The following is a 14343-nucleotide window of genomic DNA, read 5'->3' as shown; positions in this document are numbered from 1 at the left end:
ATATCGGCCGCGAGCGGGTCGATGGCAGCGCCCATGACGCACTGATCGCCGAAGCGGCGCTGATCGAGGAAGCCATGGCGCCGGCAGCGAAGGGCCGAAGCGCCGCATGAGCCTGACTTTCGCGTTTCATGACGCGGAACTGACCGCCGAGCCCGACGGCAGTCTGTGGTGGCCCGGGCAATCCGCGCTGACCGTTGCCGACCTGCATCTGGAAAAGGGCACCGCCCTCGCCCGCCGCGGCGCCCTGCTGCCGCCCTTCGACACGCGCGAAACGCTGGTCCGGCTTCAGGCCGCCATCCTGCGGCGCAATCCGCGCCGCGTGATCTCGCTGGGCGATGCCTTTCATGACCCGAACGGCCCCATCCGGCTGTCTGCCCCTGACCGTGCCATGCTGGACGAGCTGGCGCGTGGCCGCGACTGGCTCTGGATCGCCGGCAACCATGAACAGGATGCCGTGCCGTTCGGCGAGGCGCTGGATGATCTCGCGCTCGGCACGCTGCGGTTCCGTCACGAACCCTTGCCTGCGGCAACGCCGGGCGAAGTGGCCGGGCATTTCCATCCCAAGGCCGCCATCCGCGTGCATGGCCGCAAGGTGGTGCGGCCATGCTTCGCGACCGACGGCGAACGGCTGATCCTGCCTGCCTTCGGCACCTTTACCGGGGGGCTCGATCTTCTGCATCCCGGACTGCGCGGGCTGTTCGGAGCCGATCTCTGCGCGCTGATGCTTGCCAGCACCACCGTGCATGCCGTGCCGGCGGCGAAACTGGTGAGCGTGATCTAGCCTGCCCGGCGCAACGCCAGAACGCCGCTGGCTAGAAACACGCCGCAGACCGTGAGCACTACGCCCGCCATGACAGGCAGGTCTGGGAACTCGCCCAGCAGCACCGCACCGCCCACCGCGGAGAGAACCGGCACCAGCGCGCCAATTGCTGCCGCGCGGCTTGGCCCGATGCCGGCCACCGCCAGCGCGTAGAGCCACAGGCCCGCAACGCCCGCGACGATACCCTGCATGATGAATTGCAGCACCAAATCGGCAACCGGCGCGGCCAACACGCGCTCAGGTCCGGAGAGCAGCCAGAGCGGCATGACGAAGAGGGCCGACCACAAGCAGATGATCGCGGAGGATTGCCAGGGCGTCATGCCGCTGCGGCGGAAGGCGATGGTGTAGATCGCCCACACGAAGGCGGCAGACAGGAACAGCAGGTCGCCGCGCCAGGCGCCGTCATCGCGAACCAGCAGGGCGCGCGCGCCGATCGCCGCGATGCCCAGCAGGATGAGCATAAAGCCGGCGAGCCGCGCCACCGAGAAGCGCTCTCCCAGCACGATCGCGGCCAGCAGCGCCACGAAGAGCGGCATCGCACCGGGCAGCAATGCGCCCATATGGGCCACCGGCGCGAATTGCGCGCCCACCATGCCCAGCAAGCCGAACGGCAGGCCGCCGCCGATCAGCATGGCCAGCAGTACACGGCGGTCTACATTGGCGGGAATGGGCCGCACGCGCCACCAGATCGGCGCAAGCAATATGGCAGGAATGCAATAGCGCAGCAGTGCGAGATCGACCGGCTGCAGGCTTGTGGTGGTGCCGAGCCGCGTTGCCACCTGCCAGCCCGCGCCGATGGCCACACTGGCGAATGCCGCAGCGATGCCTACGGCAAGCGAGTTATGAATTCCCATACCGGCCGTCGTCTTCCCAGAATATGCGGACGCTGTCGCAGGGATCAGCCGGCCGCCATCCCGGCCCAGGGCTGGGCAATCTCGGTCATGCCAACTCTCTGGCCGTCGGGCTCGATCATCACGGCGCTGGGACAGGCATAGGGCAGCGGGAACGGCATGCGGGGCACCGCCGTGGCCTGCGGGAAGCGCGCCTTCAGCGCGGTCTGCACCGTCCCGTCCAGATGCGGATCGAATTGCGGCTGGTCCGGCAGGCTGGCATCGATGCGCGGCTGGTGGAACGCCTGCTCCAGCGGCATGCCGTAGTCGATCAGGAAGGACAGGATCTGCATCACCGCCGGCATGATCCGCCGGCCGCCCGAGGCGCCGATGGAAAGCCATGGTTCGCCGTTGCGCAGGGCCAGCGCCGGCAGCATGTTGCTGAGCGGCCGCTTGCCGGCGCCGATGGAATTCGGCCGGCCGGGCCGCGGGTCGAACCACATGACACCGTTGTTCATCGGCACGCCGGTTTCCGGCAGGATGACCCTGCTGCCGAACAGCGACAGCAGCGTCTGCGTCAGCGCCACCATGTTGCCGTCACGGTCGATGACGCAGAAATGCGTGGTACACCCGGCGCGCCCGTCTCCCGCCGCATTTTCGCTGTCGCCCATTGTCGCCAGCCGCGTCTCGTAGGCCGCCGTGATGCTCTCGGCATAGGCGACGAAGCTGGCCGCATCCAGTTTCGCGGGCAGCTTCGGCCGCGCCTTCTCCAGCGCGTCCCGCAGCGTCGGCCCCGCGGTGAGGCCGGGCGGCAGCAGCAGTGTCGCATCGCCATAGGTGTATTGCAGCGGCTCGACCAGCCTCGCCTGGTACCGGCGCAGATCGTCGGCATTGATGGCCGATCCGCCGGCGGCGAGATCGCGCACCAGAGCCGCAGCCACGCCGCCCTCGTAATAGTCGCGCCCGCCGCCCTGGCTGAGCGCCTTCAGGGTGGCGACCAGCGCATCGTTGCGCAGCTTCGGCTGCGGGCCGGCGAAATCGGCGGACGGCGGCAGGCCGTCAGGCAGGAACATCGCCTTCGAGGCGGGGAAACGGATCAGGTCGCGCGCCGCGCTGGCGACAATGACGCTCAGATACCAGTCGACATCGATGCCGTCCTGCGCCGCCTCGATGGCCGGACCGAGGCTCTGGCTCCAGCTGCGCGTGCCGAAAGTCTCGAGCGCCAGCCGCATGCCATCGGGCTGCCCGGGCACCGCCATGGCGTGGTAGCCCACGATGTTGCGGTCCTCCACCACGGCGGGCCAGCCGAACAGATCGCCGGCGGTGCCTTGCGCCAGCGGGTAATCCGCCACGTTCAGCCCGGCGGCGCTGATCATGCCGTAATCCACCACCTGCGCCCGGCGGCGCCTGGCGTCCCAGACCACCATGTAGCCGCCGCCGCCGATGCCGCTCATCCAGGGCTCCAGCGCGCCGATCGCGAAGGCCGTCGCCACCGCCGCATCGACCGCATTGCCGCCGGCGCGCAGCACCCCGGCGCCGATGTCGGCCGCCTTCTGGTTCTGCGCGGCGACGATGCCGTGTCGGGACCGCAGGGGCTCCTTGCGGAAGGACAGGGCGCGGCTGAGATTCTGCGACATGGAACAATGCCTCCAAAGCATATTCGGTGCGCCGCTTTGGCAGGCATGCTGCATAGCGGGAAAGCAATTTGCGGTCGGGACCGGGCGAACGATAAAGACTCGCTTGACCGGAACCGTCTGACCATGGTCAGTTTCGTTAGTCTTCATACAAATTCAAGGGGAGAGCTCAACATGCAGTCGCGTCGGTTCCGTACCCTGGTATCCGTTCTGGCCATCGGCGTGGGCCTCGGCCTCGCGGCCGATGTTGCAGCGCAAGACAAGAAGACCCTGCGCATGGTGCCCCATGCCGGTCTGCGCGTCACCGATCCCATCATCACCACCGCCTTCATGTCGCGCAATCATGGCTACATGATCTACGACACGCTGTTCGCGGTGAATGACAAGATGGAAGTCAAGCCGCAGATGGTCGACAAGTACGACATCAGCGGCGACAAGCTGACCTACACCTTCACCCTGCGCGACGGCCTGAAATTCCATGACGGCCAGCCGGTCACCACGGCTGACGTGATTGCCTCGCTGCAGCGCTGGGGCAAGGCCGACGGCATGGGTCAGAAGCTGTTCGACTTCATCAAGGAGCTGAAGGCGGTCGACGACAAGACCTTCCAGCTCATTCTGAAGGAACCCTACGGTCTGGTGCTCGACTCGCTGGGCAAGCCGAGCTCGAACGTGCCCTTCATCATGCCCAAGCGCCTCGCCGAGACGCCGCATACCCAGAACGTGCCGGAGGAAATCGGCTCGGGTCCGTTCCGCTTCGTGAAGTCGGAATTCAATCCCGGCGCCAAGGTCGTGTATGAGAAAAACCCCGATTACAAGCCGCGTTCCGAGCCGCCCAGCTTCATGAGCGGCGGCAAGGTGGCAAAGGTCGATCGCGTCGAGTGGATCACCATTGCCGATCCGCAGACGGCGATGAACGCGCTGGTCAAGGGCGAAATCGACATCTGGGAGCAGGCCTCCTACGACCTGCTGCCGGAGCTGAAGAAGTCGAAGGACGTGGTGGTCAAGGACCTCGGCCCGCTCGGCATGAACTACATGCTGCGCATGAACTGGCTGCAGCCGCCGCTGGACAACGTCAAGATCCGCCGCGCCATCCTGCATGCCATCAACCAGGAAGACTATCTGGCGGCGCAGATCGGCGATCCGGAATACTCCAAGGTCTGCCCGGCGCTGTTCGGCTGCTCGACGCCGCTGAAGACCGATGTCGGCGCCGTGAAGCCGGACCTCGAGATGGCGAAGAAGCTGCTCAAGGAAAGCGGCTACAAGGGCGAGAAGATCGTCATCATGGCGCCGACCGACCTGGCCTCGATCGCCCAGCTGCCGCTGGTCACCGCGCCGATCCTGCGCTCGATCGGCATGAACATCGACCTGCAGTCGATGGACTGGCAGACGCTGGTCGGCCGCCGCGCCAAGATGGACGGCATCGACCAGGGCGGCTGGCACATCTTCCACACCGCCTGGGGTACCGCCGACATGATGAACCCGATCACCAACGCCGGTGTGAAGGGCCTCGGCAAGCAGGGCGGCTGGTTCGGCTGGACCGAGGATCCGGAGATCGAGAAGCTCCGCGATGCCTATGCCCGCGAGACCGATCCGGCCAAGCAGAAGGAAATCGCCGCGGCGGTGCAGAAGCGCGCCTATGAAATGGTGCACTACATCCCGCTGGGCGAATATTTCCAGCCCACCGCCTACCGCAAGGAGGTTGTCGGCCTGCTGCCGAGCCCGGCCTTCATCCTGTGGAACGTGGAGAAGAAGTAGGATCGCCGCAGCCCTGGACCGTAGTCTGTAAACGATGCTGCGTCTGATTCTGTCGCGTCTGGTGGCCGCCATCCCCGTCATGGGGGTGGTGGCCATCTTTGTTTTCCTGATGCTGCGCCTGAGCCCGGGCGATCCGGCGGCGATCCTCGCCGGCGACCAGGCCACCGCCGAGGTGATCGCCGCGATCCGCGCCGATCTCGGCCTCGACCGGCCGATTCCGGAACAGTTCGTCACCTGGATGGGGCAGATCCTGCAGGGCGATCTCGGGCGCTCGGTGCTGTCCAAGCAGCCGGTCGCCATGATGATCGGCCAGCGCGTCGAGCCGACGCTGTCGCTGGCGCTGATGACCCTCCTGTTCGCCGTCGTCGTCGCCGTCCCGCTCGGCGTCATCGCCGCCTGGAAGCAGGGCAGCTGGCTCGACCGCGGCATCATGGCGCTGTCGGTGGCCGGCTTCTCGATCCCGGTCTTCGTGCTCGCCTATATCCTGATCTATTTCTTCTCGATGAAGCTGGACTGGCTGCCGGTGCAGGGCTTCACGCCGATCAGCGAGGGCCTGCTGCCCTTCCTGCACAACATCGCGCTGCCGACGCTGGCGCTCAGCTTCATCTACATCGCCCTGTTCGCCCGCATCACCCGCGCCGCCATGCTGGAAGTGCTGGGCGAGGACTACATCCGCACCGCCTACGCCAAGGGGCTGAAGGAACGCGTGGTGCTGACCCGCCACGCCCTGCGCAACGCCGCGGTCCCGATCGTGTCGGTGATCGGCATCGGCTTCGCGCTGCTGATCGGCGGCGTCGTGATCACCGAGACCGTGTTCAACATCCCCGGCATCGGCCGCCTCGTGGTGGATGCGGTGCTGGCGCGCGACTATCCGATCATCCAGGGCGTCATCCTGCTCTTCTCCGGCGTCTACGTGCTGATCAACCTGGCGATCGACGTCGCCTATGTGCTGCTCGACCCGAGAATCCGTTACTGATGCCTGCCTTCCTGCGACACCCGGCCTTCCGCAATCCCTCCGTCCTGATCGGCGGCGGCATCCTGCTGGCCCTGTTCATCGTCACGGTCTGCGCCCCGATCCTGTCCAGCCTCGATCCATCGGCCATCGCACCGCGCTTACGCCTGCGCGCGCCGTCGGAGCAGTATCTGATGGGCACCGATGCGCTGGGCCGCGACGTCTGGACCCGGGCGATCTACGGCGGCCGCATCTCGCTGCTGGTCGCCGCCTGCGTCTCCGTCATCGCGGTCTCGCTCGGCCTGGTCATCGGCCTCGTCGCCGGTTATATCCGCTGGCTCGACGGCCCGGTGATGCGCGCCATGGACGGCCTGATGGCAATCCCCGGCATCCTCCTGGCCATCGCGCTGGTCTCGCTGTCGGGTGCCAATCTCACCACCGTCATCGTCGCCATCACCATCCCCGAGATCCCGCGCGTCGCCCGCCTGGTGCGCGGCGTCGTGCTGTCGATCCGCGAGGAGCCCTATGTCGAGGCTGCCATCGGGCTGGGCACGCCGACCCGCAAGATCCTGGTCAGCCATGTGCTGCCCAACACCGTCGCGCCGCTGATCGTTCAGGGCACCTATATCTGCGCCTCGGCGATCCTGATCGAGGCGATCCTGAGCTTCCTCGGCGCCGGTCTGTCCAGCGAGATCCCGACCTGGGGCAACATCATCGCCGAGGGCCGCGCCGTCTTCCAGCGCGCACCCTGGATCATCCTGTTCCCCGGCGGCCTGCTGGCCGTCACCATCCTCGCCGTCAACATCCTCGGCGACGGCCTGCGCGACACGCTCGATCCGCGCATGAAGAAGCGGCTGGGGGCGTAACCATGACCGCACCCGTTCTCAGCATCCGCAACCTGAGCGTGGCGCTGCCGGCCGGCGGCGATCGCGCGCTTGCCGTGAAGAATGTCAGCTTCGACGTGATGCCGGGCGAGATCGTCTGCCTGGTCGGCGAGTCCGGCTCGGGCAAGTCGGTCACCGCATCCACTGTCATGCGCCTGTCGCCGCTCACCGTCGCCGGGGGCAGCATAGAACTCGAGGGCGAGGACGTGCTGAAGGCCGGCAAGACACGCCTGCGCCAGCTGCGCGGCGGCCGCATGTCGATGATCTTCCAGGAGCCGATGACGGCGCTGAACCCGGTGCACCGGGTCGGCGAGCAGGTCGCCGAGCTGCTGCGCGCCCATCGCTGGCAGGGCAAGGGCGTGTCCGTTGAGGAGCGGGTGGCGCAGCTCTTCGCCGACGTAAAGCTGCCCGATCCCGAGCGCCTGCTGCGCTCCTATCCGCACCAGCTGTCCGGCGGCCAGCGCCAGCGCGTCATGATCGCCATGGCGCTCGCGCTCGAGCCGGCGCTGCTGATCGCCGACGAACCGACCACGGCGCTGGACGTCACCACACAGGCGCAGATCCTGGAGCTGCTGCGCGAGCTGCAGCGCAAGCGCGGCACCGGCGTGCTGTTCATCACCCATGATTTCGGCGTCGTGGCGGATATCGCCGACCGCGTCGTCGTGATGCGCCATGGCGAGGTGGTGGAGAGCGGCAGGGCTGCCGATGTGCTGCACAATCCGCAGCATGACTACACGAAGATGCTGATCGCCGCCGTGCCCAGGCTGAATCCGCGCGAGGCCCGCCCCCTCAGCGGCACGCCGAGCCTCAGCGCCCGCGACCTGCAGAAGCTCTATGTCACCCGCGGCCTGTTCCGCGGCACCCGCGAGGTACGCGCGGTGGATCACGTCGACCTCGATCTCTACAAGGGCCAGACGCTGGGCATCGTGGGCGAGTCCGGCTCGGGCAAATCGACCGCCGCCCGCTGCATCGCCCGGCTGATCGCGCCGAGCGGCGGCAGCATCATGCTGGACGGCCAGGACATCGCGAACCTGAACGAACGCGGCCTGCATCCCTTTCGCCGCCGCATCCAGGTGGTGTTCCAGGATCCCTACCGCTCGCTCAATCCGCGCCGCACCGTCGGCCAGTCGATCATCGAGGGGCCGCTGAACTACGGCATCTCGCGCGACGAGGCGCTGCAGCGCGCGCGGCAGTTGATGGAAACCGTGGGCATCGATGCCGCGGCGCTGGACCGCTATCCGCACCAGTTCTCCGGCGGCCAGCGCCAGCGCATCGCCATCGCCCGCGCGCTCGCCATGGAGCCCGAAATCCTGGTCGCCGACGAAGCCGTTTCGGCGCTCGACGTCTCGGTGCAGGCCCAGGTGCTCGACCTGCTGGAGAGCATCCGTGACAGCTTCGGCATCAGCATCCTCTTCATCACCCACGACCTGCGCGTCGCCGCCCGGCTCTGCGACCGCATCGCGGTGATGCAGCATGGCAGGATCGTCGAATTCGCCGACACCGCCACGCTGTTCGCGGCGCCGCAGCACGACTATACGAAGCAGCTTTTCGCGGCCCTCCCCGGCCGCTCCTGGCTGGAAGGACGGACCGCGCCGTAACGACGGGGCCGCATCGCGGCGGGAGGAACCATGACCGAGACCCTCGAGCGGGACATCACCGCCGCCGTTGCCGCCCACCGCGAAGAGGCCATCGCCATGCTGGCCGATCTGGTCCGCCATCCCTCGCTGCTGGGCGAGGAGAAGAGCGCCCAGGATCACATGCGCGGCGTCTTCGAGGAGATGGGGCTGCGCGTCGACGAATTCGCCATCGACGACGACAAGCTGAAGGCCCATCCGGCCTATTCGCCCTCGATCGTCTCCTATGAAGGCCGCCACAACATCGTCGGCATCCATGAACCGCAGCGCGGCACGAAAGGCCGCTCGCTGATCCTGAACGGCCATATCGACGTCGTGCCGGTGGGGGCGGAGCAGCTCTGGACCAACCCGCCCTTCGAGCCGGTGATCCGCGACGGCAGACTCTACGGCCGCGGCAGCGGCGACATGAAGGCCGGCATCGTCGCCTATACCATCGCGCTGAAGGCACTCCGGGCCATGGGGCTGGAGCCGGCGGCGAAGGTCTATCTGCAGTCGGTCGTGGAGGAGGAATGCACCGGCAACGGCGCGCTGGCCTGCCTGCTGCAGGGCTATACCGCCGATGCGGCGATCATCCCCGAGCCCCTGCCCGGCATCATGACAGCGCAGATGGGCGTGATGTGGCTGGCGCTGGAGGTCAGCGGCAAGCCGGTGCACGCCTCGGTCGCCCATACCGGTGCCGGCGCCACCGATTTCGCCCTGTACCTGTTCTCGGAGCTGAAGAAGCTCGAGCACCGCTGGAACGCACCCGAGGGGCGGCACGCGCATTACCACGGCCATGAGCATCCGGTGAACTTCAACCTCGGCAAGATCCAGGGCGGCGAATGGGCCTCGTCGGTGCCGACCGCCTGCCGCGCCGATATCCGCATCGGCTTCTATCCCGGCGTCACGCCGGCCGAGGTGCGCAAAACCGTCGAGACGCTGCTGGCCGATGCCTATCGCGCCCATCCGCAGAACAACAGCCTGGATTACCGTGTCATCTATGAAGGCTTCCAGGCGGAAGGCTTCGTGCTCGACATGAACGAGCCGGTCGTCACCACCCTGGCCGACTGCCACCGCACCATTGCCGGCGCCGAGCCCGCCTTCAACGCCTTCACCGGCACAACCGATGCGCGGTTCTTCAACCTTTACGGCAACACGCCGGCCACCTGCTACGGCCCGGTGGCCGGCAACTATCACGGCATCGACGAATGGGTGTCGCTGGACAGCATGATGGAAGTGGCCGCCGTGCTGGCGCTGTTCATGGCGCGCTGGTGCGGCGTCAACCGCCTGTCCTGAGGAGGACTGCATGACCGATCTGCATGATCTCTCCGCCCATGACCTCTGGATGGGCTACCGCACCGGGCGCATCTCGCCGGTGGAAGCCACGAAGGCCGCGCTCATGCGGATCGAGGCCTGGGAGCCGAAGATCAACGCCATGTACATCACCGATGCCGACGGCGCACTGAAGGCCGCCCGGGCATCCGAGCAGCGCTGGCACAGAGGCGAACAGCTCAGTCCGCTCGACGGCGTGCCCGTCACCATCAAGGATAATATCGGCACGAAGGGCTGGCCGGCCCCGATCGGCACGGCTGCCGGCGACATGACGCCGGGTCGCGCCGATGCGCCGCCTGTGGCGCGGCTGCGCGAGGCAGGCTGCGTCTTCCTCGGCAAGACCACCATGCCCGATTTCGGCATGCTGGCCTCCGGCGTCTCCAGCCTGCATGGCGTCACCCGCAATCCCTGGAACACGAAACGCAACCCGGCGGGCTCCTCCTCGGGCGCGGGTGCGGCGATTGCCGCCGGCTACGGCCCGCTGGCGCTCGGCACCGATATCGGCGGTTCCGTCCGCCTGCCGGCGGCCTATAACGGCATCTTCGCGCTGAAGCCGAGCCTGGGTCGCGTGCCGATCAATCCGCCCTGGCTCGGTCGCGTCACCGGCCCGATGACGCGCACGGTCGCCGACGCCGCCATGCTGATGAACCACATTACCCGGCCGGATGCGCGCGACTGGATGAGCCTGCCCCATGAGGAGCGCGATTACCTGAACACATTGGGCTCCGAAGTGCGCGGCCTGCGCATCGGGCTGCTGCTCGACATCGGCTACGGCACGAAGCCGCAGCCGGCCGTGACGGCCGCCGTCCGGGATGCGGCGAAGCTTCTGGAAGCGGCGGGCGCCAGGGTGGAGCCGGTGAAGCCCTTCCTCACGGAAGCCATGGTGCAGGGCCTCAATACCGTCTTCCAGGCCCGCGCCTGGGCTGATTTCGAACTGATGCCGCCCGAGCGGCAGGCGAAGGTGCTGCCCTTCATTGCCGCGTGGTGCCGGGGGGCAAAAACGCTGAGCGCGGCGGATGCCATGCGCGGGCTGGGACAGGTCTTCGCCATGCGCGAGGCGGCGGTGTTCGCGACCGAGCCCTACGATTTCCTGATTGCGCCCACCTCGCCGATCACCGCCTATGATGCCGAGGAAGCCTGTCCCGGCAACGACATCGCCGCGGCCGTGAACCATCTCTGCTTCACCGCGCCCTTCAACATGTCGGAACAGCCGGCCGCCAGCATCTGCACCGGATACGATGATGACGGCCTGCCCATCGGACTGCAGATCATCGGCCACCGCTTCGACGATATCGGCGTGCTGCGGCTGGCGGCGCGCTACGAGGAAATGCGGCCGGCACTGAAGCCCTGGCCGCAGCCGTAGATCCCTTTCTCTCCGTTGTCATTGATCCGGGCATCCGCGGGTTTTTCCGTTGCCTGAAGACATGGATGGCCGGGACAAGCCGGCCGTGTCAGCAGGGACCGCAGGGCCAGTCTCATCTGGACTTGTATATACAATCCACCTAGACTGCCGGCAGCACAGGAAAACGGCGGGCAGGAAACATGGGCGGGCGCAGTCGGAATGCGGTGGCGTTGCTGGACCGGCCGGAACGGAAATCCGCCGGCCCGGTGCCGCATTACCGCCGCATCAAGGAACATATCGTCCGCCATATCGAAGCCGGCGAATGGCGCGCCGGCGACCAGGTGCCGTCGGAAAGCACCCTGGTGAAACAGCTCAAGGTCAGCCGCATGACGGTGAACCGCGCCCTGCGCGAGCTTACCCATGAGGGCCTGCTGGTCCGCGTGCAGGGCACCGGGACCTTCGTCGCCGAGAGGCGGCCGCTGTTCAATCTCGTCGAGCTGCGCAACATCGCCGAGGAAATCGCCAGCCGCGGCCAGCGCCATTCGGCAAAGGTCGAGCTGCTGCGGTCGGAAAAAGCCAGCGCCGATGTCGCGCGCGAACTCGGCCTGGCACCGGGCGCCACGATCTACCATTCGCTGCTGGTGCATTTCGCCGACGGCATGCCGCTGCAGGTGGAAGACCGCTTCGTCAATCCGGCAACCGCGCCCGGCTATCTGGAAGCCGATTTCACCACGGTGACGCCGAACGAATTCCTGATGCGCGCGGCGCCGGCGACCGAGGTCGAGCATATCGTGGAAGCCGCCATGCCGGATGCGCGTGCCCGCCGCCTGCTGAAAATGGCCGACGGCGAACCCTGCCTGCGCCTGCGGCGCCGCACCTGGTCGGGCAATGTGATCGTCTCGGCCGCCACCCTGCTGCATCCCGGCCACGCCTTCCGTTTCGCCACCCGCTTCTCGCACCGCGCCGACGGTACGTCGAAGCGCCAGTTCCTCTGAGGTCCGTCATGTCCGATCCACGTCGCGACAATTCCCGTGTCATCAAGAGCCCGCATGGTGCCGAGCTCAGCTGCCGCAACTGGCAGATCGAGGCGGCCTACCGCATGCTGCGCAACAACCTCGATCCGGACGTCGCGGAGAAGCCGGAGGAACTGGTCGTCTATGGCGGCATCGGCCGGGCGGCCCGCAACTGGAAATTCTTCGACCAGATCGAAGCCTGCCTGAAGTCCCTCGAACCCGACGAAACCCTGCTGGTGCAGTCGGGCAAGCCGGTCGGCGTCTTCCGCACCCATGAGAACGCGCCTCGGGTCCTGATCGCCAATTCCAACCTCGTGCCGGCCTGGGCGACCTGGGAGAAATTCCACGAGCTCGATAAGCGCGGCCTGATGATGTACGGCCAGATGACGGCCGGCTCCTGGATCTATATCGGCAGCCAGGGCATCGTGCAGGGCACCTACGAAACCTTCGTGGAGATGGGCCGCCAGCATTACGGCGGCAATCTCAAGGGCCGCTGGATTCTCACCGCGGGCCTCGGCGGCATGGGCGGCGCGCAGGCGCTGGCCGCCACGATGGCCGGCGCTTCCATCATCGCCGTCGAATGCCAGCCCTCGCGCATCGAGATGCGCCTGCGCACCCGCTATCTCGACCGACAAGCCAACAGCCTCGACGAGGCGCTGGTCATGCTGGAGGAGGCGAAAAAGGCCGGCAGGGCGATCTCCATCGGCCTGCTCGGCAACGCTGCCGAGATCCTTCCCGAGATGGTGAAGCGCGGCATCCGCCCCGATGCGGTGACCGACCAGACCAGCGCCCATGACCCGCTGAACGGCTATCTGCCCGCCGGCTGGAGCCTCGCCAAATGGGAAGAGACGCGGCAGAGCGATCCTGAAACCGTGATCACGGCAGCCAAGCAGTCCATGGCCGCCCATGTCCGCGCCATGCTGGATTTCAAGGCGATGGGCATTCCGGTCTTCGACTACGGCAACAACATCCGCCAGATGGCCAAGGAAGCCGGCGTCGCAGACGCCTTCGATTTCCCCGGCTTCGTGCCCGCCTATATCCGCCCCCTCTTCTGCCGCGGCGTCGGCCCCTTCCGCTGGGCTGCCCTCTCGGGCGATCCGGAGGACATCTACAAGACCGATGCGAAGGTGAAGGAACTGATCCCCGACGATCCGCACCTGCACACCTGGCTCGACATGGCGCGGGAGCGCATCGCCTTCCAGGGCCTGCCGGCGCGCATCTGCTGGGTCGGACTGGGCCAGCGCCATCGCCTCGGCCTTGCCTTCAACGAGATGGTGGCGAAGGGCGAACTGAAGGCGCCGATCGTGATCGGCCGCGACCATCTCGACTCCGGCTCGGTGGCCAGCCCCAATCGCGAGACCGAGGCCATGAAGGACGGCTCCGACGCGGTCGCCGACTGGCCGCTGCTCAATGCCCTGCTGAACTGCGCCTCCGGCGCCACCTGGGTGTCGATCCACCACGGCGGCGGCGTCGGCATCGGCTATTCGCAGCACGCCGGCATGGTGATCGTCTGCGACGGCAGCGAGGCGGCGGCCAGACGCCTCGAGCGGGTGCTGTGGAACGACCCGGCGAGCGGCGTCATGCGCCACGCCGACGCCGGCTACGAGATCGCCATCGACTGCGCCAAGCAGCACGGGCTGAAACTGCCGATGCTGGAGGGCTGAGCCGGCACTACACCTAAAAGCGTAGAGCTGGGAGGCGCGCGGGTAGGCTAGCCTGCGGGACGCACTGTACCGAGCGCCAGCGGGATCCGTTTGACATCGCCTCCGTCACGCCGGCGTTGTAGGCTGTCGCCTGTTGCAGTAACGCGATCCGAGCTGCGAGGAATACCCCCCGTGTCCGGTAGCGCTCCCGAAAGGCTCGCCCAGTGGGGGGTGGCGGGCCTGCATCGAGTGTCACGTGCCATCCTCTTCGTCGACCGGGTCGAATCCGTTCGGCTGATGGACGCGGACGAGGAGAGCGTGCTGCGGCACTGGCTCGCCTTCGTCAAGTCGGTGAGGACGACGGTCGTGCCCGAGCACGGCGGCCGCGTCGTGAAGACACTGGGGGACGGCCTGTTCGCCGAGTTCCCCGAGCCGGAGTCGGCCGTCGCCGCCGCCTTCGCCATCCAGCGCCTGTGCGACGAAACCAACCGCGCCGAGCCCGACGAGGCGACGATCCTGCTGCGC

Annotated in this window: 11 protein-coding genes and 1 pseudogene; 10 read left to right on the top strand and 2 right to left on the bottom strand. The window is 67.2% G+C overall.

Annotated features, from left to right (window positions below; genetic code table 11):
* Window positions 1-106: 106 nt before the first annotated feature.
* The gene (pdeM, locus tag VKZ87_RS12005; RefSeq protein WP_324221494.1) at window positions 107-781 is read left to right on the top strand and encodes a ligase-associated DNA damage response endonuclease PdeM; all 675 of its coding nucleotides are present in this window, start codon (window positions 107-109) and stop codon (window positions 779-781) included.
* Here the strand turns inward: pdeM and VKZ87_RS12000 are convergent.
* Both VKZ87_RS12000 and VKZ87_RS11995 read right to left on the bottom strand, forming a co-directional pair.
* Window positions 778-1674 carry a DMT family transporter gene (locus VKZ87_RS12000; RefSeq protein WP_324221493.1) on the bottom strand — a complete coding sequence of 299 codons (897 nt, stop codon included), beginning with the start codon at window positions 1672-1674 and terminating at the stop codon, window positions 778-780. The two genes, pdeM and VKZ87_RS12000, sit on opposite strands and share 4 nt — an antisense overlap.
* Before the next feature lie 44 nt (window positions 1675-1718).
* On the bottom strand, window positions 1719-3287 hold the full coding sequence (locus VKZ87_RS11995; RefSeq protein ID WP_324221492.1) for a gamma-glutamyltransferase family protein: 1569 nt from the start codon (window positions 3285-3287) through the stop codon (window positions 1719-1721).
* A 171-nt stretch (window positions 3288-3458) separates the two neighbouring features.
* Here VKZ87_RS11995 and VKZ87_RS11990 point away from each other — a divergent pair, with 171 nt between their 5' ends.
* The 9 genes and pseudogenes from VKZ87_RS11990 to VKZ87_RS11950 all read left to right on the top strand — a co-directional run.
* Complete coding sequence (locus VKZ87_RS11990; RefSeq protein ID WP_324221491.1) at window positions 3459-5039, top strand: ABC transporter substrate-binding protein; 1581 nt, start codon at window positions 3459-3461, stop codon at window positions 5037-5039.
* A 34-nt stretch (window positions 5040-5073) separates the two neighbouring features.
* Window positions 5074-6015, top strand: a complete 942-nt coding sequence (locus VKZ87_RS11985) for an ABC transporter permease (protein WP_324221490.1) — start codon at window positions 5074-5076, stop codon at window positions 6013-6015.
* Window positions 6015-6857 carry an ABC transporter permease gene (locus VKZ87_RS11980; protein WP_324221489.1) on the top strand — a complete coding sequence of 281 codons (843 nt, stop codon included), beginning with the start codon at window positions 6015-6017 and terminating at the stop codon, window positions 6855-6857. Before VKZ87_RS11985 ends, VKZ87_RS11980 begins: the two co-directional genes overlap by 1 nt.
* 2 nt (window positions 6858-6859) lie before the next feature.
* Window positions 6860-8473 carry an ABC transporter ATP-binding protein gene (locus VKZ87_RS11975; RefSeq protein WP_324221488.1) on the top strand — a complete coding sequence of 538 codons (1614 nt, stop codon included), beginning with the start codon at window positions 6860-6862 and terminating at the stop codon, window positions 8471-8473.
* Window positions 8474-8503: 30 nt separating this feature from the next.
* Window positions 8504-9784: an ArgE/DapE family deacylase gene (locus VKZ87_RS11970; RefSeq protein ID WP_324221487.1), complete on the top strand. Its 1281-nt coding sequence runs from the start codon at window positions 8504-8506 to the stop codon at window positions 9782-9784.
* Window positions 9785-9794: 10 nt separating this feature from the next.
* Window positions 9795-11183, top strand: a complete 1389-nt coding sequence (locus VKZ87_RS11965; protein ID WP_324221486.1) for an amidase — start codon at window positions 9795-9797, stop codon at window positions 11181-11183.
* Window positions 11184-11362: 179 nt separating this feature from the next.
* Window positions 11363-12157: a histidine utilization repressor gene (hutC, locus tag VKZ87_RS11960; protein WP_324221485.1), complete on the top strand. Its 795-nt coding sequence runs from the start codon at window positions 11363-11365 to the stop codon at window positions 12155-12157.
* Between the two features lie 8 nt (window positions 12158-12165).
* The gene (gene hutU / locus VKZ87_RS11955; RefSeq protein WP_324221484.1) at window positions 12166-13839 is read left to right on the top strand and encodes a urocanate hydratase; all 1674 of its coding nucleotides are present in this window, start codon (window positions 12166-12168) and stop codon (window positions 13837-13839) included.
* Between the two features lie 171 nt (window positions 13840-14010).
* Window positions 14011-14343: pseudogene (locus tag VKZ87_RS11950) on the top strand (hypothetical protein); the annotation flags it as partial.

The sequence above is a fragment of the Ferrovibrio sp. genome (genome assembly GCF_035304305.1).
Lineage (GTDB): Bacteria > Pseudomonadota > Alphaproteobacteria > Ferrovibrionales > Ferrovibrionaceae > Ferrovibrio.
The sequence above is the reverse complement of the archived record's forward strand: the minus strand, read 5'-3'. Positions and strand labels throughout refer to the sequence as shown.

What these genes read in the sequence shown, in the direction of transcription:
- pdeM (WP_324221494.1), top strand. Translation starts at nt 107, where the DNA reads ATGAGCCTGACTTTCGCGTTTCATGACGCGGAACTGACCGCCGAGCCC.
- VKZ87_RS12000 (WP_324221493.1), bottom strand. Translation starts at nt 1,674, where the DNA reads ATGGGAATTCATAACTCGCTTGCCGTAGGCATCGCTGCGGCATTCGCC.
- VKZ87_RS11995 (WP_324221492.1), bottom strand. Translation starts at nt 3,287, where the DNA reads ATGTCGCAGAATCTCAGCCGCGCCCTGTCCTTCCGCAAGGAGCCCCTG.
- VKZ87_RS11990 (WP_324221491.1), top strand. Translation starts at nt 3,459, where the DNA reads ATGCAGTCGCGTCGGTTCCGTACCCTGGTATCCGTTCTGGCCATCGGC.
- VKZ87_RS11985 (WP_324221490.1), top strand. Translation starts at nt 5,074, where the DNA reads ATGCTGCGTCTGATTCTGTCGCGTCTGGTGGCCGCCATCCCCGTCATG.
- VKZ87_RS11980 (WP_324221489.1), top strand. Translation starts at nt 6,015, where the DNA reads ATGCCTGCCTTCCTGCGACACCCGGCCTTCCGCAATCCCTCCGTCCTG.
- VKZ87_RS11975 (WP_324221488.1), top strand. Translation starts at nt 6,860, where the DNA reads ATGACCGCACCCGTTCTCAGCATCCGCAACCTGAGCGTGGCGCTGCCG.
- VKZ87_RS11970 (WP_324221487.1), top strand. Translation starts at nt 8,504, where the DNA reads ATGACCGAGACCCTCGAGCGGGACATCACCGCCGCCGTTGCCGCCCAC.
- VKZ87_RS11965 (WP_324221486.1), top strand. Translation starts at nt 9,795, where the DNA reads ATGACCGATCTGCATGATCTCTCCGCCCATGACCTCTGGATGGGCTAC.
- hutC (WP_324221485.1), top strand. Translation starts at nt 11,363, where the DNA reads ATGGGCGGGCGCAGTCGGAATGCGGTGGCGTTGCTGGACCGGCCGGAA.
- hutU (WP_324221484.1), top strand. Translation starts at nt 12,166, where the DNA reads ATGTCCGATCCACGTCGCGACAATTCCCGTGTCATCAAGAGCCCGCAT.